At 64.9% G+C, this 19085-nt stretch carries 19 protein-coding genes; 11 read left to right on the top strand and 8 right to left on the bottom strand.

Going from position 1 to position 19085, the window contains the following annotated elements; all coding sequences use genetic code 11:
• Window positions 1-619 precede the first annotated feature (619 nt).
• The 4 genes from CS1GBM3_RS04855 to CS1GBM3_RS04840 all read left to right on the top strand — a co-directional run bounded on the left by CS1GBM3_RS04855 (window position 620) and on the right by CS1GBM3_RS04840 (window position 4592).
• Window positions 620-1831, top strand: coding sequence for a primase-like DNA-binding domain-containing protein (locus tag CS1GBM3_RS04855; protein ID WP_244534553.1), 1212 nt, complete (start codon window positions 620-622; stop codon window positions 1829-1831).
• Between the two features lie 192 nt (window positions 1832-2023).
• Entirely contained in the window at window positions 2024-3007 is a 984-nt protein-coding gene (locus tag CS1GBM3_RS04850) for a catalase family peroxidase (RefSeq protein ID WP_072392143.1), read from the top strand.
• A gap of 249 nt (window positions 3008-3256) precedes the next feature.
• A complete protein-coding gene (locus CS1GBM3_RS04845) occupies window positions 3257-3766 on the top strand; it encodes a hypothetical protein (RefSeq protein ID WP_139247792.1) in 510 nt (169 codons plus the stop codon).
• A gap of 124 nt (window positions 3767-3890) precedes the next feature.
• Window positions 3891-4592 (top strand): NAD-dependent deacylase, encoded by a 702-nt coding sequence (locus CS1GBM3_RS04840; RefSeq protein ID WP_072392137.1) that lies wholly within the window; start codon window positions 3891-3893, stop codon window positions 4590-4592.
• A gap of 4 nt (window positions 4593-4596) precedes the next feature.
• Here CS1GBM3_RS04840 and CS1GBM3_RS04835 read toward each other — a convergent pair whose 3' ends face one another.
• The 3 genes from CS1GBM3_RS04835 to CS1GBM3_RS04825 all read right to left on the bottom strand — a co-directional run bounded on the left by CS1GBM3_RS04835 (window position 4597) and on the right by CS1GBM3_RS04825 (window position 6318).
• Window positions 4597-5211: a DUF6456 domain-containing protein gene (locus tag CS1GBM3_RS04835; protein WP_072392134.1), complete on the bottom strand. Its 615-nt coding sequence runs from the start codon at window positions 5209-5211 to the stop codon at window positions 4597-4599.
• 17 nt (window positions 5212-5228) lie between these two features.
• On the bottom strand, window positions 5229-5687 hold the full coding sequence (locus CS1GBM3_RS04830; protein WP_083567067.1) for a helix-turn-helix domain-containing protein: 459 nt from the start codon (window positions 5685-5687) through the stop codon (window positions 5229-5231).
• Window positions 5688-5910: 223 nt separating this feature from the next.
• Window positions 5911-6318 (bottom strand): Ros/MucR family transcriptional regulator, encoded by a 408-nt coding sequence (locus tag CS1GBM3_RS04825; RefSeq protein ID WP_072392131.1) that lies wholly within the window; start codon window positions 6316-6318, stop codon window positions 5911-5913.
• A gap of 604 nt (window positions 6319-6922) precedes the next feature.
• Between CS1GBM3_RS04825 and CS1GBM3_RS04820 the strand changes: the two genes are divergently transcribed.
• Both CS1GBM3_RS04820 and CS1GBM3_RS04815 read left to right on the top strand, forming a co-directional pair.
• Window positions 6923-9061 (top strand): S9 family peptidase, encoded by a 2139-nt coding sequence (locus tag CS1GBM3_RS04820; RefSeq protein WP_072392128.1) that lies wholly within the window; start codon window positions 6923-6925, stop codon window positions 9059-9061.
• A gap of 114 nt (window positions 9062-9175) precedes the next feature.
• Window positions 9176-10459 carry a pentapeptide repeat-containing protein gene (locus tag CS1GBM3_RS04815; RefSeq protein WP_072392125.1) on the top strand — a complete coding sequence of 428 codons (1284 nt, stop codon included), beginning with the start codon at window positions 9176-9178 and terminating at the stop codon, window positions 10457-10459.
• A gap of 20 nt (window positions 10460-10479) precedes the next feature.
• Here the strand turns inward: CS1GBM3_RS04815 and CS1GBM3_RS04810 are convergent, their stop codons facing one another.
• Complete coding sequence (locus tag CS1GBM3_RS04810; protein ID WP_072392122.1) at window positions 10480-10902, bottom strand: SufE family protein; 423 nt, start codon at window positions 10900-10902, stop codon at window positions 10480-10482.
• Window positions 10903-11014: 112 nt separating this feature from the next.
• Window positions 11015-11371: a hypothetical protein gene (locus CS1GBM3_RS04805; protein ID WP_072392119.1), complete on the bottom strand. Its 357-nt coding sequence runs from the start codon at window positions 11369-11371 to the stop codon at window positions 11015-11017.
• A 243-nt stretch (window positions 11372-11614) separates the two neighbouring features.
• Here CS1GBM3_RS04805 and CS1GBM3_RS04800 point away from each other — a divergent pair, with 243 nt between their 5' ends.
• The 3 genes from CS1GBM3_RS04800 to CS1GBM3_RS04790 all read left to right on the top strand — a co-directional run bounded on the left by CS1GBM3_RS04800 (window position 11615) and on the right by CS1GBM3_RS04790 (window position 13087).
• Window positions 11615-12310 (top strand): peptidoglycan-binding domain-containing protein, encoded by a 696-nt coding sequence (locus CS1GBM3_RS04800; protein ID WP_072392116.1) that lies wholly within the window; start codon window positions 11615-11617, stop codon window positions 12308-12310.
• Between the two features lie 69 nt (window positions 12311-12379).
• Window positions 12380-12727, top strand: a complete 348-nt coding sequence (locus CS1GBM3_RS04795) for a DUF1491 family protein (RefSeq protein ID WP_072392113.1) — start codon at window positions 12380-12382, stop codon at window positions 12725-12727.
• 165 nt (window positions 12728-12892) lie between these two features.
• Window positions 12893-13087 (top strand): hypothetical protein, encoded by a 195-nt coding sequence (locus tag CS1GBM3_RS04790; protein ID WP_072392110.1) that lies wholly within the window; start codon window positions 12893-12895, stop codon window positions 13085-13087.
• 32 nt (window positions 13088-13119) lie between these two features.
• Here CS1GBM3_RS04790 and CS1GBM3_RS04785 read toward each other — a convergent pair whose 3' ends face one another.
• From CS1GBM3_RS04785 to CS1GBM3_RS04775, 3 genes are read right to left on the bottom strand one after another with little or no spacing between them, the layout of a single operon-like run.
• Window positions 13120-13686, bottom strand: a complete 567-nt coding sequence (locus CS1GBM3_RS04785; RefSeq protein WP_210186197.1) for a hypothetical protein — start codon at window positions 13684-13686, stop codon at window positions 13120-13122.
• Between the two features lie 28 nt (window positions 13687-13714).
• Entirely contained in the window at window positions 13715-14383 is a 669-nt protein-coding gene (locus CS1GBM3_RS04780; RefSeq protein WP_072392104.1) for a DUF1214 domain-containing protein, read from the bottom strand.
• A 3-nt stretch (window positions 14384-14386) separates the two neighbouring features.
• Complete coding sequence (locus CS1GBM3_RS04775; protein ID WP_171946423.1) at window positions 14387-16690, bottom strand: transglycosylase domain-containing protein; 2304 nt, start codon at window positions 16688-16690, stop codon at window positions 14387-14389.
• A gap of 449 nt (window positions 16691-17139) precedes the next feature.
• On the opposite strand from CS1GBM3_RS04775, the gene CS1GBM3_RS04770 reads away from it, so the two are divergent.
• Both CS1GBM3_RS04770 and CS1GBM3_RS04765 read left to right on the top strand, forming a co-directional pair.
• Window positions 17140-17691: a hypothetical protein gene (locus tag CS1GBM3_RS04770; RefSeq protein ID WP_072392101.1), complete on the top strand. Its 552-nt coding sequence runs from the start codon at window positions 17140-17142 to the stop codon at window positions 17689-17691.
• Window positions 17633-18949, top strand: a complete 1317-nt coding sequence (locus CS1GBM3_RS04765) for a DNA-packaging protein (protein WP_072392098.1) — start codon at window positions 17633-17635, stop codon at window positions 18947-18949. Before CS1GBM3_RS04770 ends, CS1GBM3_RS04765 begins: the two co-directional genes overlap by 59 nt.
• The last annotated feature ends 136 nt before the right edge of the window (window positions 18950-19085 follow it).

Below are 19085 nucleotides of genomic sequence, written 5' to 3'. Positions count from 1 at the left end.
AATAAACTCCTAACCCTCAGATTTCTGGAGCAATGCAGGAGGTGGGCGGAGCACTGGCGCGGGCGCGTCATGCACCCTCGCAAACCCGGGGCGGCGGTTGTGGATTTTGCCGTGATGGCTGCGGACAACCGGTGCACAAATTGCCGATTGCGTGTGGATGACTTTGCTTTGCAGCAACGCCACAGATGATGCAGTTTTGCCAGACTCTGCGCGTCAATTTTCTTAGCAAACTGATTCTCTTAACAAAAGGTGGCGACCCGCGAACAGAATCACATAGCCTCCCCCGCTGAGGGATGTGTCTCGCGTGAATTCGCTCATGTACGCCTCGGTTTTGCACACAGGGATCAAGCGGCGATACCGCCTGTGCACAAGTCGAGACGGGGGCATGAGCAAGGTCCAGCTCAGCGTGTCCGCCGGGGGGCGGCGCCGAAGCGTCCGATGGGATTTGCCTTGGGGGGCGGATTCCTAGCTCAACGGACGGGGGTGCGCAGTTTTCCTCAAGACACAAGTCCGTGGTCGGAGCTGGCCCGGTCTGATCCTCCCTTGCAGACCCAATCGACACGAGGTCCGTCACGGCCGCCATCCGGGCTGCCCGCGCGGACCCGCAATGGAGAGGGCAATGAAGATACGACATGCTCTAGGCGTGTTCGGTATCATGGCTGCAGGCGTGCTACTCGCCGTCTCGGCAGCTATGAACTGGCGTTTCGGGTACAGTTTGGGACGAACCGAGTTCGACGGCATGATCTACGGATCGGCCAGCGTCGCCGCGGACTGTCTCAAGGCGCTAGTCCCGTTTTTCCTTTTCGCCGCAATTCGAAACAGGATGTGGTCGCAGGCCGCCGCCGCCGCAGTCGTCGGCGTCGTGGTCACGGTCTACTCGCTGACCTCCGCTCTCGGCCACGCAGCGCTGAACCGGTTCGATAGCACCGGTCACCGTGCGGTTGAGGCGCAGGCCTATCAGGACCTGCGTGCTGACTTGAAGCGTGCGCAGGATCAGCTGTCGTGGATTCCGCAGCATCGCCCCGCCGCAGCAGTGCAGGGTGAGATCGAGGCTCTGAAGAGCCAGCGCGCCTGGACCACGACCAAGGGCTGCACCGACGCAACCCGCCCGCAGAGCCGTGCCTACTGTCAGCAGTTCCACGGACTCAACGCGGAGATGGCCTCGGGCCAGCAGGCCGAGGCGCTTGAAGCGCGCATCGCCGAGATTCAAGAGAAGCTCGGCAAGACGAACGCCAGCACGGTGATGGCCGAGGCCGATCCGCAGGCAGCTGTTCTTTCCAAGCTGTCCGGCGTTAGCGTCGACCAGGTGCAGATGGCGATGACGATCTTTATCGCGCTGCTCCTCGAGGTGGGTTCTGGTTTCGGCATGTACATTGCCTTCAGCCAGTGGCGCCTCTACGACCGTGAAGCCCCTGCCGCGCCGAAGATGGCGACGGTACAGAGCACCGCTGCGGCAGCGGTGGCGGCCCCTCAAGAGGCGGCCGTGGCGATCAAGAAGCCGCGTTTGGGTGCCAACGACAATCGGTCGTTGCCGCCGGCAAAGCTGTTGGTTCCCGAGACGGACGTGCAGCGCTTCTACAAGGAGAGCGTCGAAAGCCAGGATGGCCATACGGTCTCCGCAACATCACTTTACGAAGCGTACTGTGTGTGGTGTGAGGAACGACAGAAGGAGCCTCTAGCACTACCGACCTTTGGTCGAGAGATTGCCGAGTTCGGAATTCAGAAAGTCAAGAAAAAGGACGGTGTGAGATACGTAGGAATCGCACTCAAATCTGATCTCGAACTCGAGGAGGATAAGAAGCTGCCGGCCTTACGCGCCGAGGCTGCCTAGAGATAGGCAACAGAAACAGGAGGGCTCCCGAACGGGAGCCCTTTCTTTTTTGGGGCTGCTCCAAACCGGGGCGGCCCCTTTGTCGTAAGAGGGCCTGGGGCAGGATCTTAGAAAGGCCATCCTGGGCCCGCCCTTTTCTTGCACCCGGAATTTGTCGTACCACAGACTAAATCCTCGGAAGGGAGTTCTTGTATGTCTTTAGGTCGTCGCGCGGCGCTCGCCGCGGTTCCTCTCGTGCTCGCGCTGATTTCGCCGCTGACGCCGGCTCATGCCGACGACACGGACCCCGAGGCGCTCGTCAACGCGCTCAATGCCATCTTCGGCGCCAACCCCGGCAAGCGTGCCGCCCACACCCACGGTTTCTGCGTCAAAGGCTCGTTCGTGCCGACGGATGAGGCAGCGAAATTCTCGAAGGCCCCGCACCTCACGGGCAGAGGGCCATGGCCGGTCGTCGGCCGCTTTTCCATGGGCGGCGGCAACCCGCTGGCACCCAACGGCCAGAAGGACAACGTGCGTGCCCTCGCGATCCATATCGATCTCGGCGACGGCAACCAGACCGACATGGTGCTGATCTCGGCCCCGATCTTCGCAGCCAAGACGCCCGCCAAGTTCCTCGAGCTGCTCCAGACGGTCGCGACCAAGGACAAGGATAAGATCGGTGACTTCTTCGCCGCCAACCCGGAATCGACACGCCAGAAGGCATGGCTTGAGGCGCGACCCGTCCCTGCGAGCTATGCCACGGTGAGCTACCATGGCGTTCACACGTTCACCCTCACCAACGCCGAAGGCCAAAACCAGATCATCAAATGGAAGCTCGTGCCGAAGGCGGGCGAGATCGGTATCTCGGACGAAGAGGCGAAGGGAAAGGATCCCGATTTCTACAAGCCCGAGCTGACCGAGCGGCTCGCCAAGGGGCCGGTGGAGTTCGAGATGACGGCCATCCTGGGCGAGCCGGGCGACGCTCTTGACGACCCCACCGTGCTCTGGCCCGAGGAGCGCAAGTCCGCCGCCATCGGCACGCTCACCATTGGCGCGCTCGAGGACGACAAGGTCTGCGACACTAACATGTTCGATCCAACGAATGTTGTGGACGGCATTGCCGGCCCGGAGAACGATGGCATCTTCCTGATCCGCTCGCCGGCCTACGCGGTCTCCTTCTCACGCCGAAACCAATGAATGGCTTCAGTAATATGATTATTGCGTCTGCTTCCGCTCGCTGAGGGTCGATGGAACGTCCCGGCCGCGTCCTGTCACAGTTGAGCAACGGCAGTCTACGGATAAGCAGCGGCGGGTATCTACCCCCGCTGCGATACGGAGGGCATCGCTGCTAGAATCCCCCTCGCAAGCCGGAGGTCTGCGGAAATGCAGAAGCCGCGCGCACTGGCCCGGCTGTTCGGCTGTCTTTGCCAAGGGGAGTACAAACGCATGTTGAGAGATTATTTTAAGCCGATGTCCGGCTCGGTTCTGGCCGCCGGTGTAGCAATTTGCACGTTCACGAGTGGCTTGGCGCTGGCCACGACGGGCGCCGCCGCAGAAGAGATCACAATCACCGTCACGAAGTTCCAGGCTCTCGACAAGGCCGACGAGTTATCAAACGGCGATTTCTTTGCCCGCATGAGGGTCGCTGGCAAGGCCGCGTTTTCTCCGGTCTTGAGCGGCCAGCAGGAGTTTACGCCTAACTGGAAGCTCACGCTTCCCATCGCGCCCGGCAAGCAGACGGTCAATCTCGCGCTCATCGACAAGGATGTCAGCGTCGATGACCCGATCGATATCAATCGGCTGCCCGGCAAGCGCGATCTCGACTTCACGGTCGATACCAAGACGGGTCGGATCGAAGGCTTCGCCGAAAGCTACAAGGTCGGCCAGACCATCACTCGCGCCGGCGCGGAGAACAAGAAGGCCAGCATCTCCTTCAAGGTCGACGTAAAGAAGTAAAGCAGAGCGGAAAGCTCAGCGGAGTGCTACGGCAAGCGGTCGCCTTCGCGGGCGGCCGCTTGCAGGTTTATGGTGCCGGCGCTTAAGACCGGCGCATACCAAGCGGCACCACGACGAGAGGACAATGGCCGAGCGGATCGTGATCCTGACCGGAGCCGGGCTTTCGGCCGAATCCGGTGTGCCGACGTTCCGCGACAAGGACGGCGTCTGGGCGAAATACGATTATCGCGACGTCGCAACGCCCGAAGGCTTCGCCCGCGATCCGGCCCTCGTGCACGCCTTCTACAATATGCGCCGCCGCGCCCACGCTGGCATTCAGCCGAACGCAGCCCACGCGGCGCTGGCGCGTCTCGAGCGCGCCTATCCGGGCGAGGTGTGGGTGGTGACGCAGAACGTCGATGCACTGCACGAGGCGGCCGGAACGAAAAATCTGATCCACATGCATGGTGAGCTGTTCGGCGCACTCTGCACGCACTGCGGCGCGCGCTTTCCCTGGAGCGGGGACATGTCGCTCGAGACGCGCTGCCCGGGATGCGGAAAGGCGGGTGGCATGCGCCCCGACGTCGTCTGGTTCGGGGAGATGCCATATCAGATGGAGCGCATTGGAGAGCTGCTTGCGGCGGCCGATCTATTCATCTCGATCGGAACCAGCGGCAACGTCTATCCCGCGGCGGGTTTCGTCGCCGAGGCGCGCGCCGCGGGCGCCCACACCGTCGAGCTCAACCTCGAGCCCTCCGAAGGACGCCTGATGTTCGCGGAGGCGATGCACGGCGCCGCAACCGTCATCGTGCCGGCCTACGTCAATCGCTTGCTGCAGTGGGTTTGACCGCTCACGCATCGTCACGCCTCTCGTCGTCATCGCCGTCGAGCGACGGGCGGTAGCCGTCGGAACCCCAATGCCGCACACGCGCGACGCGCGGCTCCGAAGCGGCCCGCGACGTAAATCCATAGTGGCGCGCCAGCGCCGAGAGCGCCACGCCAAGCACGATCTTGCCCGAGCGTTGCGGCCATCCGGCGCGCCGCTCCGCATCCTCGAGCCCCCGCAAGTGACAGCAGACGTCGATCAGGATGCCGGCCAGCTCCGGCCCGACCGCCGAGAGCGCACGGCGCACACGCTCGGCAGCCGCGATCACGTTGTCGGCAATCTCGACTCCCGCGCCGGGCGCGCTGCGGCGCCCCGAACCGGTCGTTGCGGCGAGCCCCCAGGCTTGCGTTACATTGGGCGACATCTGCGCGAACCAGAAATCAGCCCGCAGCTTCTCACCGGCATTGAACTGCGCCTCGCTGATCAGCGGATTGCCCGCGCTGTCGCGACGATGAAACAGCCACGCGATCGGGCTTTCCGCAGGGTTGCGCCCGGGCCGCGCGCGTCCGCTTTCTTCGCGGACCGCTTTGCGCGGGCGTGCGGGATCGTGCGGCGTGCGGGCGCGCGCGGGACGTCTCATCGAAGGCTCCGGAAGATTCAGCAGTCGCGGTGAGGGTGGTGAGCGTTGCGGCCGATCAGCGTCGGCACGATCCACTCCATGAGTTCGAGCGCCCGGTCGAAGACGGGATCGTCGCGGCGATCCTCGATCACCGCGCAGGCGTGCGCGACCGTCGTGCGATCGCGGGCGAAAATGCGGCCCACGTCGGTGAGATTGAGGCCGCAGCTGACGTGCGCGAGGTACATCGCGGCCTGTCGTGCCAGCGCCACCGGCGCCTTGCCGCGGGATTGCTTGCAGAGATCGGCGTGCGCCACGCCGAACACTTCGCCGATGGTGGTTTCGATCAGGCGCCGCAGATGCTCGGCATTATCGTCGCGCGCCGAGGCGAGGGGCGGAGCACATGCCGAGGCATCCGGCTGCGGCTGGTCGAGGAACCACGCGATGAGCTGTCCCTGTTCGGGGGGAGTGTCACACGCAACAGCGGATCTCACGCTCATCTGGCGAGGCCTCCCGTCTTGGTCCGTCAGCGACACGGCAGATCCTACACGCCGCGCTGGTGTCGCCCAGATCGAAACTACGGGAGCGGTGAACGGCGAGGATAAATGGAAGGCCTCGCGCCTTCTCAGCGCGGCATGGCAAAGCCGAACGCAGAAACGGCAAAATAAAAGGGCACCGCCCGTCGCCGAGCCGCGCCCTCAAAGCTGGTACTGAAACCGCTCGTTATTTCTCGCGCCGCGTGCCGAGGCCCATCTTCTTGGCGAGATCCGAGCGTGCCCGCGCATAGTTGGGCGCGACCATCGGATAGTCATGGGGGAGACCCCACTTCTCGCGGTACTCCTCGGGCGAGAGATTGTAGTGCGTGCGCAGGTGGCGCTTGAGCGACTTGAACTTTTTTCCGTCCTCGAGACAGACGATGTACTCTGGCATCACGGACTTCTTGACCGGAACTTTGGGGCGAAGCTCCTCGCGTTCAGGCAAGGCAACGGTCCCGGTGGCGCGACTCAATGCAGCATGAGTTTCGTTAATGAGTTGCGGCAAGTTCTCCGCGCCGATCGTATTATTGCTCACAAATGCCGAAACGATCCGCGCTGTCAGCTCGACCAGCTCGGGTTGGGACTCATCGGCCATCGCATCACCCCTTCCAAGCGGGCCCGCAGCGCACCTGCGGACGCCGAAATCTGCACTTCTGAAGTCTAGCCCAAGGCTTCTACAGTCTTTAACCGCTGACCTCAAGCTGACCGCAAAATGATCACGCCTTCGACTATTGCGTGTGCTGGCGTGCGGCCTGTCTATGCCATTCAGGTCTTTGGACATCAATCCCTGATTGATGTCAACGCCACGCCTGGTAAATCCCGGCCAAATCCCTAATTGGGCCAAGACAAGGGCGTATCCTTTGTAAGATCACGATTTCTCATATTTAGATTTACTGGAGCGGTATCTGCAAGGTTTCTCTAACGGAAGCCCGAGCCCAATCAAATAAATCCGCATCGGGCGCCCCTTGCTGATCCGCCGAGTCCTTCGTTAAGATTGACCTCTCTGCAACTCACTTTCGCCGTTGCCTTGCGGTTTGCAGAGTGCATCTTGGGCGACGGCGTGCGGATGCCGCGCAGCCCAGCGGAGGCCTCCGATGGAGGCCATGGAACGGCGCCCGCTTCTCTCGTTGCTCACCCGACCGGACACGCGTTACCCGCTGAGAGGCGGACCGCTCAGCTCTTCACGGAAAGTGTTTGTCATGCATCGCCCTGTCTCACGCCCGCCGCTTCCCGTCCCGCCGATCGCCGCGCGCCGGCCCATAACCGCGACCCACCATGGCGTGACGCTGGTCGACGACTACGCCTGGCTGCGCGCCGAGAACTGGCAGGACGTGATGCGCGAGCCGGAGCTGCTCGACGCCGGGATCCGCGCCCACCTCGAGGCCGAGAACGCCTACACGGACGCCGCGTTGGCCTCGACCGCCGCCCTGCAGGAGACGCTCTATGCTGAGATGAAGGGGCGCCTGAAGCCGGACGAGTACTCGGTGCCGGCACCGGATGGCCCTTTCGACTACTATATGAACTACGTCGCGAGCGGCCAGTACCCGCGCTGCTGTCGCCGCCCGCGCGGCGGCGGAGACGAGGAGGTCCTGCTCGATGGCAATGCCGAGGCCGCGGGCAAACCGTACTGGGACCTCGGCGGCAAGGAGCATAGCCCCGATCATCGTCTGCTCGCCTACGCGATCGACGACAAGGGATCGGAGATGTACACGATCCGCTTTCGCGACCTCGCAACCGGCGAGGATCTGCCCGACGTCATTCCCGACACGCGCGGCGACATGCAGTGGGCGAACGACAGCCAGACGATCTACTACATCCGCCTCGACGACAATCACCGCCCGCTTTTCGTCTATCGGCATCGCCTCGGAACACCCGTCTCCGAAGACGTGCTGGTCTACGAGGAGAAGGACACGGGCTTCTACGTCGCGCTCGATAAGACGCTGTCGGGCCAATATCTGATGGTCGATGCCCACGACCACGAGACCAACGAGGTCTATCTGATCGACGCCGATGCGCCGGCCGGCGCGCTACGTCTCGTGGCGCCGCGCGAGCGCGGCCATGAGTACCACGTCGATCATCACAAGACGCACTTGCTCATCATGACCAACTCCGGAGGCGCGGAGGATTTCCGCGTCGTCGCCGCGCCTGCCGATCACCCGGAGCGCGCCAACTGGCGTGAGATCGTGCCGCACAAGGCCGGCCGTCTCATCATCGACATGCAGACCTTCGCCGGCCATCTCGTGCGGCTCGAGCGCGAGGACAGCCTGCCGCGCCTTGTCGTGACACCGATCAGCGGTGCAGAAAGCGACGCCGGCATTCTCGATGTCGCCGGCGAGCATCAGATCGCCTTCGACGAGGAGGCCTATGGCCTCGGCATGTCGTCGGGCTACGAGTTCGATACCACGACGCTGCGCTTCACCTACTCGTCGATGACGACGCCCGCCGAGACCTACGACTACGAAATGGCCGCGCGCACCCGCGTGCTGATGAAGCGCCAAGAGATCCCGTCCGGCCATAACCCCGCCGATTACGTGACGCGCCGCCTGTTCGCACCCGCGCCCGACGGCGAGACGGTGCCGGTGTCGCTGCTCTACCGCAAAGGCACGCCGCTCGACGGCTCGGCGCCCTTGTTCCTTTACGGCTATGGCGCCTACGGCATCTCGATTCCGGCCTCGTTCTCGACCTCGCGTCTCTCGCTCGTTGACCGCGGCTTCATCTTCGCCATCGCCCACATCCGCGGCGGCAAGGACAAGGGCTACCACTGGTACAAGGACGGCAAGCATAAGACGAAGCGCAACACGTTCACGGACTTCATCGCCGCCGGCGAGTATCTCGTCGCCGAGGGGCTGACGCAGCACGGCCGTATTGTTGCCAATGGCGGCTCGGCGGGCGGCATGCTGATGGGCGCTGTCGCCAACATGGCACCGGATCTCTTCCTTGGCATCATCGCCGACGTGCCTTTCGTGGACGTCCTGAACACGATGCTCGACAAGGATCTGCCGCTGACGCCGCCCGAGTGGCCCGAGTGGGGCAATCCCATCGAGAGCGCAGAGGACTTCGCGATCATCCGCTCCTACAGCCCTTACGATAACGTCGAAGCAAAGCCCTATCCGCATATCTTCGCCTACGGTGGCCTGACCGATCCGCGCGTCACCTATTGGGAGCCCGCGAAGTGGATCGCGCGGCTGCGCCAGCTCAACACCAGCGACAACCTCGTGCTCTTGAAGACCAACATGGAGGCCGGCCACGGCGGCGCCTCGGGGCGCTACGAGCGCCTGCGTGAGACGGCGCTCGACTATGCCTTCGCGCTGAAGGTCGCGGGCATCGCCGAGGGTTAACCAAGCGCCATTTCCGCGCCCGCTTGAGGTGGCACGTCCTTTCGGGCAAGAACGCCTATGTGCGGGCCGGCAGATAGCGCTGAGCCCGCCAGCGGGGAATTGGGACAGTCGCGTATGTTCGGAAGCAAGCAATTGGTGCCGCCCCCCACTGCGTCGCCTGGCGGCGAGGTGGAGCTGCTGCTTCAGGAGGCCAATGCCGCCAGCGCCTCGGTGCGCGGTGCGTGGATTCTGCTGATCGCCATCGAAGCGTACTTCTTCATCGCACTCTCAGGCATCAGCCATCGCGATCTTCTGCTCAATACGCCGGTCGCCCAACCGATCCTTCAAGTCTCGATCCCGCTGCGCTCGTTCATTCTGTTCGGCCCGCTGGTCTTGATCGTGATGCACGCGGGTGTGCTGCAGCAGCACATCATCCTCGCCCGCAAGCTGAAGGCACTCGATACGGAGCTGCGTCGCCAGGAGGCGATCCCGCTGACGCACCCGGCGCGCCTGCGGGTGCACAGCTATTATCTCGCCCAGATCGAAGCCGGCCCGGAGACCAGCGCCATTCTGCGCACCGCCTTCCGTGCCATGGACTGGCTGTTTCTTCGGCTCCTGCCGATCGGGCTCCTGCTCGCGTTTCAGATCACGTATCTGCCCGTGCATGATGCCGGCGTCACGTGGTGGCATCGCACCTACGTGCTGATCGACCTCCTGCTGATTGCGCTCGCGGCGCGCTTCATCACTCGGTTGGACAAGATCTATCCCGGCACCGAAACACTCGCGACCGATCGCGTGCTGCGCCGCTTTGCGGCCGGCACCATCGGTGCGCTCGTGCTCGCGTTCTCCGTCGCCGTTGCGAGCATCCCCGGCGAATGGATCGACAGGGCGCTGGGCTCGGTCGAGGCTGTTGCCGCACCGGTGCCCTATCAGGGACTCGGCAACGTGACGCGCAACCTGCCGCCCGGCGCCCGCGGCCGTACCGCGTTCTGGCCGACGGCGGTGCTGTTCGAGGGCGAGGTCGACGATTGGACGCGTCGCGCGACGAGCATCTACTCGCGCAACCTGATTGTCATGGACGAGGACCTGGTGCCGGATCGTGACGGGAGCCATGAGACGAGCTTCTCGCTGCGCGGCCGCGATCTCAACTACGCGACCTTCGATCGCTCGGATATGCACCGCGTCGATCTCACCGATACGTCGATGAAGGGCGCGAGCCTGATCGAGACGAACCTCGAGGGCGCGCGCCTGGTGCGCGTGCGCATGCAGGGCGCAGACCTCTCGCTCGCGCGTCTTGCGGGTGTCATTGCGCACGCGGTCTTGCTTGATGGCGCCCGCCTCTGCGAGAGCGAGACGCCGCTCGACCTTTCGACGAGCACGAATGTCGAGCGCGTCCGCTGCGTCCGAGCGGGGCAGTAGTCGAAATGCAAGCGGGTTAGCTAAGCGAGTGCCGCGCGGGCATCCGCGCGAATGCGCTCGACCATCGACGCGAGGCCGTTGGAGCGCTGCGGCGTCAGATGCTCCCGGAGGCCGAGCGCGGCGAACGCCGTTTCCGGCTCGATCTCGAGGATCTCCCGCGCCGGCTTGTCCTGGTAAAGCGTAAACAGGATCGCGATGAGCCCGCGCACGATATGCGCGTCGCTCTCGCCTTCGAAATGCAACGCAGGACCCGCGCCGTTATCGGCGGGGCGCGCTTCGCTCCACAGCCACACCTGGCTCGCGCAGCCGCGCACCTTCGTCGCCTCGGTCTTGAGCGCATCCGGCATCGGAGCCAGGGTGCGCCCCAGCTCGATGATATAGCGGTAGCGATCCTCCCAGTCGTCCAGGAGCTCGAAATCCGATTTGAGGGTCGCGATCGTCATCAATCCAAGACCTTCCGCCAGCCGCCAACGCGGCCGGCCACGGCATCATGTAGTGATTGATGACATATAGTGTTTCCGGCGCGGCAGGGAACCGCTTTCCGGCAGGGCGAGCCTAGATGTCGCCCTGCTGAACGGGTTCCGCGCGCCAGTCCGGGCGCAGATCCTCGGCCTTTAGCGTGCCCCGGTCGGTGGCGAGCACCGGGCCCGTCGGCGCGACGGTCTCGGCAGTATCCGCCGAAGTGCGGATCGCGACGTCATAGGCAAGCTTGCCTGCGAACTGGGCCTTGCGCAGGAACGCGTGCCAAAGGTCGCCCGCGAGCTCGCACTGCTGACCGTTGCGGTCGCAGTAGGTCACGGTCCAATGGGCAGCGGTCGCGGCGCGCGTATAGAGCGCTTCCTGCTGCTCCTCGTCAGAGGGCATCACGGCGATGCCGAGAGAGAGAATGACGGCAATCCTGAACAACGACATGGCGGCTGCGGCTCCGGTCGCAGAATGCGGAATGGAATGGGGGCGGGATGCCCGACACCTCCAGACGCTACGGGAAAAATTTTTAGGAAGACCGGACGTTTGAGAGAAAATTTAAGACGTCATTTAAGCAAATTGTCTGAGAATTTGACTCAAATTTTATCGATCGTGTGCAGGTTAACGGGATCTTAACGGACCCCGCGATAGGACTCTGCACACCATGAGAAGACCGGCCTGAGGCCCCAAATGACGCCGTCCACCGTGAGGTTTGCGTTCGTTGCCTTTGTGCTTCTCACGGGCGCAATGGTTACCAACATTTTCGTGTTTCAGCCGCCGGCCCGGCAGTTCGCACGGGTCGCGCCAGACACGCACACCTCGACCGATGCGGCGGGCTGGAGCGCGCGCCAGGCCGCGCCCGCAAGCGGAGCCCCCGCCGGCTCGATGGTTGCGCCCATCGAAACCGGCGCCGTGAAGCCGATGCCCGTGACCACCGATCGCTCGGATCTCGTGCGCGCCGTCCAGCGCGAGCTCAAGGCAAAGGGCTACGAGACGGGCGCCGTTGACGGCGTGGCCGGGCTCGTCACGCGCGGCGCCATTATGGCTTACGAGAGCGACCAGGATCTGCCCCTCACCGCCGAGCCGCAGCAGGGGCTTTTGCAGCATCTCGTGCTCGGCTCGGCCGATTTCGAGGCTGCGGATGCGCGTGCCCGCGCCGTCCCCGGTCCGGAAGCCGAGAGCGTGATCCGAGCCGTGCAACGGGCTTTCCGCCAGCTCGGCTACATGACCACGCTGCCCGACGGACGCTTGAACGAACAGACAAGACGTGCGATCCGGAAGTTTGAGCGGGACCGAAAGCTCAAGGAAACAGGGCGCATCTCCGGCGAGCTGCTGGCGCGGCTGGCGACGGTTGCCGGCGACGCGCTGCAGGACGCTCGCTCGTAGCGTCTCGCCGCGGCACGCCGGTGGTGGGCGCCCGCGCACCACCACAATTCTCCGCGCAAGGCTGACGTGATGCGGCTCAAATCCGAAATCTGGGTCAAGGCCTACGTGCGCCGGTCGACAAACGACGGGCGGCAGGCCTACGTCGTCCGCCACGGCGACGACGACGCAGGCGCCATCTACATCCGCATCAATCGCCTTGATGGAACGTCGCTTCTGTATGGGCCGGCGCCCGCAAGTCTTTCGGGTCTCGAGACCGACCGCCGGTGGATCGCGTTCTTCAAAGGTGCGCCGCGTCCGGATGTGGAAGTCGACGGGGTGCTCGAGCGCGAAGCGCGAACCGATCCCGATCTCTGGATCGTCGAGATAGAATCCCGCGACGGAGCGCATGGCCTCGACGGCTGGCTCGCCGACCTCTGAAGCATTTCCGCCACGACGCGGTCTCGCCCGTGTCACAGCCGGGAATCTGTTAACCTTTTGTTAACCAAAGCAGCAGCCAGATCGCGGAGTACGGGTCAGGGAGGCACGTCGTCCGAATAAGGACTGGGCACCAGCGAGGTATGCACGGCAGGGGGAGCATACGGGATGGCCAGCATTCTGGAGTTCAGGCAGCCGGCGGTTGGAGTCCGGCGTGCCACCGTATCGAGTACGCCGGCGAGCACGGCGGACATCGTACTGTTTCCAGGCGTTCGTTACGAGCGTTGGGCTGAGGCGCCATCGGGTGTCGAAAAATCACGGCGCAGAGCACGCAGCCGCGATCACCTCGATCTCGACGACTGAAGCACTTTCGAACGCGATGCGAACAGTGATGGCTAGGATGCGCGGCTGCGCGGCCGGCAGGTCGCGCGTTTGAGTTCGGCCATATCGCGCTGCCGGTAGGCTTCGCCGCGGTCTGGCGCCCGGATGAGCGCCAGCCCCTCGTTGGCAGGAATGGTCAGCACCGAATCCTGCGTGACCGCTACGTTCAGAGATGACGATGCTCCGAGACGCCACGCCTCGTCTCCCGCCGCAACGAGCAGGATCGAAACCTCCGGCCGCCGGTTCGGCGAGCCGACGGAGGTGAAGAAGTTGTCGCCGTCCGGCGAGAACAGCGCCAGCACCCAGCCGGGCTCCGGGAGCACCGCAGTGAGGCTGATCGGCCCGTTGCGCGTATCGAAACGACAGACGGCATAGCGGCCGTCGGGTGCGAAGAACGGCAGCGGCTGCGCGTCGGGCATCACGTCCGGCAGAACCTGCATCCTGTTTTCGGCCAGATCACCCGCCAGCCGGCCGTAGCCGGATGTCGGGATCAAGTGCGGCGTCGCGAGGGTCGCCAGGATATGGAGGATCGCGGCGGCGAAGATCGCGGCCGCGGCCAGCGGAATGTTGATCGAGGTCATGCGAGTCCAGAGGCGCCCCAGCATCCGATTAGCACCCCTTGCGCGTGATCGTGGGAACCAGACGCTCGATATCGCCCTCTTGCGCGACAGCGCGCGTGCCGAGATCGAGCACCGTGAAGGCGAGCGCGAGCCGCCCCGCGCCACCCGTCGGAAGCCAGTTGCCGGCGTGCGCATCGCGCGACAGCATCGCGAGATAGCTGCCGTCCGGATTGATGGCCATGGTGTCGCTGGTGAAAACGGAGCGGTCGAGCACGTTCGGGATCAGCCGGCCGTTGGCATCGAAAACGGTGATGCTCCACCAGAAGTCAGCCGTCTCGCGTCCCTCGATCGTGTAGTCGCAGGAGGAATGCAGCGTGCGCCCCTCGCTGTCCGTGCGGGCGAGGAAGGTCTGCGAGACCTCTGTCGAGAGCGGCAGGATGCCGAGCCGCGCCGCGTGCGCCCGCGTATAGGGATCGGCGTCCGGTCGTCCAAGCGCCGTCCACGACACCCAAGGCCCCGCCGTTACCGTGGTCAGCCCCGAGCCGCGCTCGATCATGTACCAGCTCGAGCCCAGGCCGAGGATCAGCACGATGCCGATGAAGAGCGCCCAGTCGGTGGTGGTGGCGATCAGCGCCGCAATGCGCTTCTTCAGCCGATGCAGCGTGAAGCTCATGAAGTTGAGCGAGGTGAGGGAGCGGAAGGCGCTGGCTGCTGACATGGGTTATGGCAGGTAAGGTTCGGACGGCGTGGCGCGAGCGCGGGTTTGTGCGGCGAACGTGGTGCCAGGGCCGCCGGCGTCGGCGCGGTTGCCGCGCGGCGTGAGACCCGGCTCTGGAGCGCGCCCGTCGATCGGCGTCGGAGATGGCGTGGATCCCGGCGCCGTGGCCGGTTTAGGCTCCGCAACACCCGCAGCTTTGCGCAACGCCGACGTAATGCGTTTCAAGGCTTCGCGCGCGGAATCGGACATCGTCGGCGACACCGGTTTGGAGCTGTCGAGTTCGGCCGCCGCTGCTGCCGGATTGGTACGTCTCAGCTCGGCGATGCGCTGCTGCTCGGCGATCTGCACTGGATGCGGCGCGAGCCCGGGCAGCGTCGAAATGTTCATGTCGCGATGGGCAACCGACATGAACGACTGCCAGAGCGGCGCCGCGAGCTGGCCGCCTGTGTTCCCACCCGCCATGGGCCGGTTGTCATCGTTGCCGAGCCACACGACACCGACGTACTTGCCCGTAGCGCCAATGAACCAGACATCCTTCGGTCCGGAGCTGGTGCCGGTCTTGCCGATCACGTTCGTGAAGTCGAGCGCGGCCCGCTGCGCCGTTCCGTCCGTCACGACCTTCTGCATCATCTGGTTCATGCCTTCGGCAACCTTGCGCGAGACGATCTGGACGGCCTCCGGCTCATCCTTCTCACGGCTATACACGAGCTCGCCGCGCGAATTGACCATGTCGAGAATGGCGTAGGGCCTGGCGCTATTGCCGCCGTTGGCGAACGTGGCGAGGCCGCCCGCGTGCTCAAGCGGCGTGATACCGTAGTCGCCGAGAGCCATCGAGCAGGATTTGCGGATGCCGGTGATGCCGAGGCGTTGCGTGAGCTCAATCACCTTTTCGCGCCCGACCGCGAACGACAGCTCGGCCGCCACCGTATTGAGCGACTTGGCAAGCGCCAGCCAGAGCGGCATGCGCGCGCCGCTGCCGTGGCTGCCGCCATAGTTTTGCGGATGCCACCGCCCGCACGAGCGCGAGGCGTCGCGCACGGTCGTCGTCGGCGTGTAGCCGTTCTCGAGCGCGGCCGCGTAGACGTAGATCTTGAACGAGGAGCCCGGTTGGCGGCGCGCGTGCGTGGCGCGGTTGAACTGGCTCTCGCCGTAGTCCGGCCCGCCGACCATGGCGCGCACGGCGCCATCGGTCTCCATGCCCACGATGGCGCCCGAGTTCATGCGCAGGCCGCGCCCGCGCTGCTTGAGGAACGTGACCAGCGCTTCGTCCGCCTGCTTCTGCATGGAGAGGTCGATGGTCGTCCGCGCCGTCAGCACGAACTGACCCTTGCCCTCGGCCAGCCGCTGGATTTCCTCGAACGCGTAATCGAGGAACCAGTCGGGGCTGGTCGTCGAACGCGTCTCGACGATCTGCGCCGGATGCAGCCGCGCCTCATGGACTTGTGCCGGCGTGTAGAAGCCGGATTCGACGAGGTTCTGCAGCACGACGTTCGTGCGCGCGCGCGACGCGGGCAGGTTGACGTGCGGCGCGTACGTGGTCGGCGCCTTGTAAAGGCCGGCGAGCAGCGCCGCCTCCGCGAGGTTCACCTCACGCACCGATTTTCCGAAGTAGAACTGTGACGCCGCCTCGACGCCGAACGCGCCGCCGCCGAGGTAAGCGCGGTCGAGATAGAGCTTCAGGATCTCGCGCTTCGTGAAGCGCGTCTCGAGCAGCAGCGCCAGGAACGCTTCCTTGACCTTGCGGTCGAGCGAGCGTTCCGACGACAGGAAGAGGTTCTTGGCCAACTGCTGCGAGAGCGACGAGCCGCCCTGGACGACATCGTTGGCACGCAGGTTCTCGACCAGCGCGCGCGCCGTGCCGAGCACGTCGATGCCGAAGTGCTCGAAGAAGCGCCGGTCCTCCGTCGCGAGCGTCGCCTTGATCACCGCGTCGGGAATTTCTTCGAGCGGCACCGCGTCGTTGTGCAAAATACCGCGCTGGCCGATCTCGTTGCCCGCCGCATCGAGGAACTTGACGCTGTATTTGCCGGTGAGGAAGCGGCCCTCGTCGAAATCGAGAAAGGCGGGGAGGGCCAGTGCGTAGAGTACGAACAGGCCGCCGAGCGCGAGCGTGAAGGTCTCCGAGCCCGCCTCGTTGAGGATGCGCTTCCACCCCCTGAGCTTGAAGCGGCCGAAGAAGCTCGATCCGGCGTTCCAGAGATCCTTGCAGCGCGACCAGAGCTCCGACACAGCGGAGTCGAGACGTGAGTCGAGGCTCATCCAGTCGATGCCCTCACGTCGGCCTCGCTTGAAGAACCAGTCGCTCACCTGCAATCCCGTTTTCTTGATGCGCGGGCAGAAGCGTGCAGGCGCGACGCCGCGCGCCCCGCCCAGGCCCTGTGTATGCGGACTCAAATCACCACGGCATTATGGTTATTTATGCGTCGGCGAGAAGGTGCGGCGAGGACCTGTGGAGCGCGCGGGCCCAGCTTTTTATGTGCCGGCCAACGCGCGGCAGTCAAAGATATCCCCGCCGGCCGCGCTGCGGATACTTTGGTATGTTTGATGTATGAAAGTATAGTTTCTAACGATGAAGCATAGGCGGGCGCCATCGAAAGAAAGTCGTTAGAATGTCGTTGACAGCGTAACGGTAGATCTGTAGTATTTCAGTATGGCTCGCAAAGTGTCGATGAGAAGCGACGCGCGGTCCTTTCCAACACATCGCCAAACGCACTCCTGACAGGCTCCAAGCCTGCCGGGCAACGACGGCTTTCCGCATGCAGGTCGACGAAAAGACGTGGGCCGCAGTGCGGCGTGCCTACGCCGACGCGTCCGTTCCGCTGAGCGACATCGGCAAGCGGTATGGGCTGACGCCCCTTGCCATCGGCGCCCGGGCAAAGCGCGAGGACTGGTCGGGGCGCGAGGAGCGCGCGCGCCTCAAGTCCGAAGCTACGTCAGCGAAGCATGCGCCCGCAAAGAAAGCATCGCGCGCGGGACTGCCCACGCGTGAAACGCAAGCAGCTCTCATCGGGCGCCTCTACCGCGCCATCAGTCTGAAGCTCGAGCACATGGAGAAGAGAATGGCGAGCGGTGAAGCCCGTTCGGCCCAGGACGAGGAGCGCGAGAGCCGCGCCCTCGCCACGCTGATCAACAACTTCGAGAAGGTCACGGAGGCCGTCACTGAGCTCGACAGGAACAGGGACGCCACCCGTGCCGCCGGTACGGTCGGCGCCGACGCGGAGCGCATGCGCCGCGAGATTGCGGAGCGCCTTGAACGCCTCGGCGGCGGCGGGGCGCCTAAGCCAGGATCTCGCAAACCTCGATACTGAGACGCTCGCCTTTGTCCTCGCCGATTGGCAGGTCTGGGCGCGTGACGATCAGCTTCCGCCGCAAACGACGGCGCACGGCGGCGACTGGCGCGTTTGGCTGATCCTAGGCGGTCGCGGTGCGGGCAAGACGCGGGCCGGTGCCGAATGGGTGCGCGCCAAGGCGCTCGGCATTCCCGCACTCGGCGTCGAGCCGGCACGGCGCATCGCACTCGTCGGCGAGACGCTGTCGGATGTGCGCCGCGTCATGATCGAAGGCGTCTCGGGCCTGCTCGCGATCCACCGCGACGACGAGCGGCCGGATTTCGAAAGCTCGAAATCGCAGCTCGTCTGGCCGAACGGTGCCGTCGCGCAGATGTTCTCAGCCGAGGATCCGGACAGCCTGCGCGGGCCCCAGTTCGATGCCGCCTGGTGCGACGAGCTCGCCAAGTGGCGCCGCCCGGAGGAGACCTGGGACATGCTGCAGTTCGGCATGCGGCTCGGTACGTCGCCCGCGATCGCGGTCACGACGACGCCGCGCCCGCTGCCGCTATTGAAGACCATCATGAACGATCCGGCCACCGTCATCACGCGCGCCGCGACGTCGGCCAACGCCGCGCATCTCGCGCCGACCTTCATAGCGGAGATGGAACGGCGTTACGCCGGCACGGCGCTGGGCCGCCAGGAGCTGCTCGGCGAGATTGTCGACGAGCGGTCCGGCAGCCTGTGGCGCCGCGACTGGATCGAGAGCAACCGCGTTGGGCAGTGCCCGGAGCTGACCAGCATCGTTGTCGCCGTCGATCCGCCGGTGACGGCGACCGCGCGCTCGGATGCGTGCGGGATCATCGTCGCGGGGCTCGGCGCCGACGGGCGCGCCTACATCGCGGCCGACCGCTCGCTGCAGGGCCGCGAGCCGCAGGTGTGGGCGCGCGCTGCGGTGCGCGCCTATCAGGAGTTTCTTGCCGACCGTGTCGTCGCCGAGGTGAACCAGGGCGGCGATCTCGTGACCGCCGTGCTGCGTCAGATCGACGAGACGGTGCCGGTGCGCGCCGTGCGCGCGACGCGCGGCAAGTGGTTGCGTGCGGAGCCGGTGGCCGCGCTCTACGCCGAGGGCCGCGTTGCGCACGCAGGCCGGTTCGAAACGCTCGAACAGCAGATGCTGACCTTCGGCGCAGACGGCCTTTCGCATGGCCGCAGCCCGGATCGCGTCGATGCGCTGGTGTGGGCGCTGACCGATTTGATGATCGACCGCGCCGCCGCTCCCGCGATCCGCCAGCTTTGATGGAGACTGTCTCCGCACCACGGCCCCTTCCCCCTCGTGGGGAGGGTTAGGGGTGGGGGGAACCACGACAGCAGCCGGTCTGGAATCCCTCCTCCTAGCCTCCACCACAAAGGGGGAGGGGAGGACGGCTCGATCG

It is taken from the genome of Hyphomicrobium sp. CS1GBMeth3 (assembly GCF_900117455.1).
GTDB lineage: Bacteria > Pseudomonadota > Alphaproteobacteria > Rhizobiales > Hyphomicrobiaceae > Hyphomicrobium_C.
Note: the sequence above shows the minus strand (reverse complement) of the source record. Positions and strands in the feature narration are given on the sequence as shown.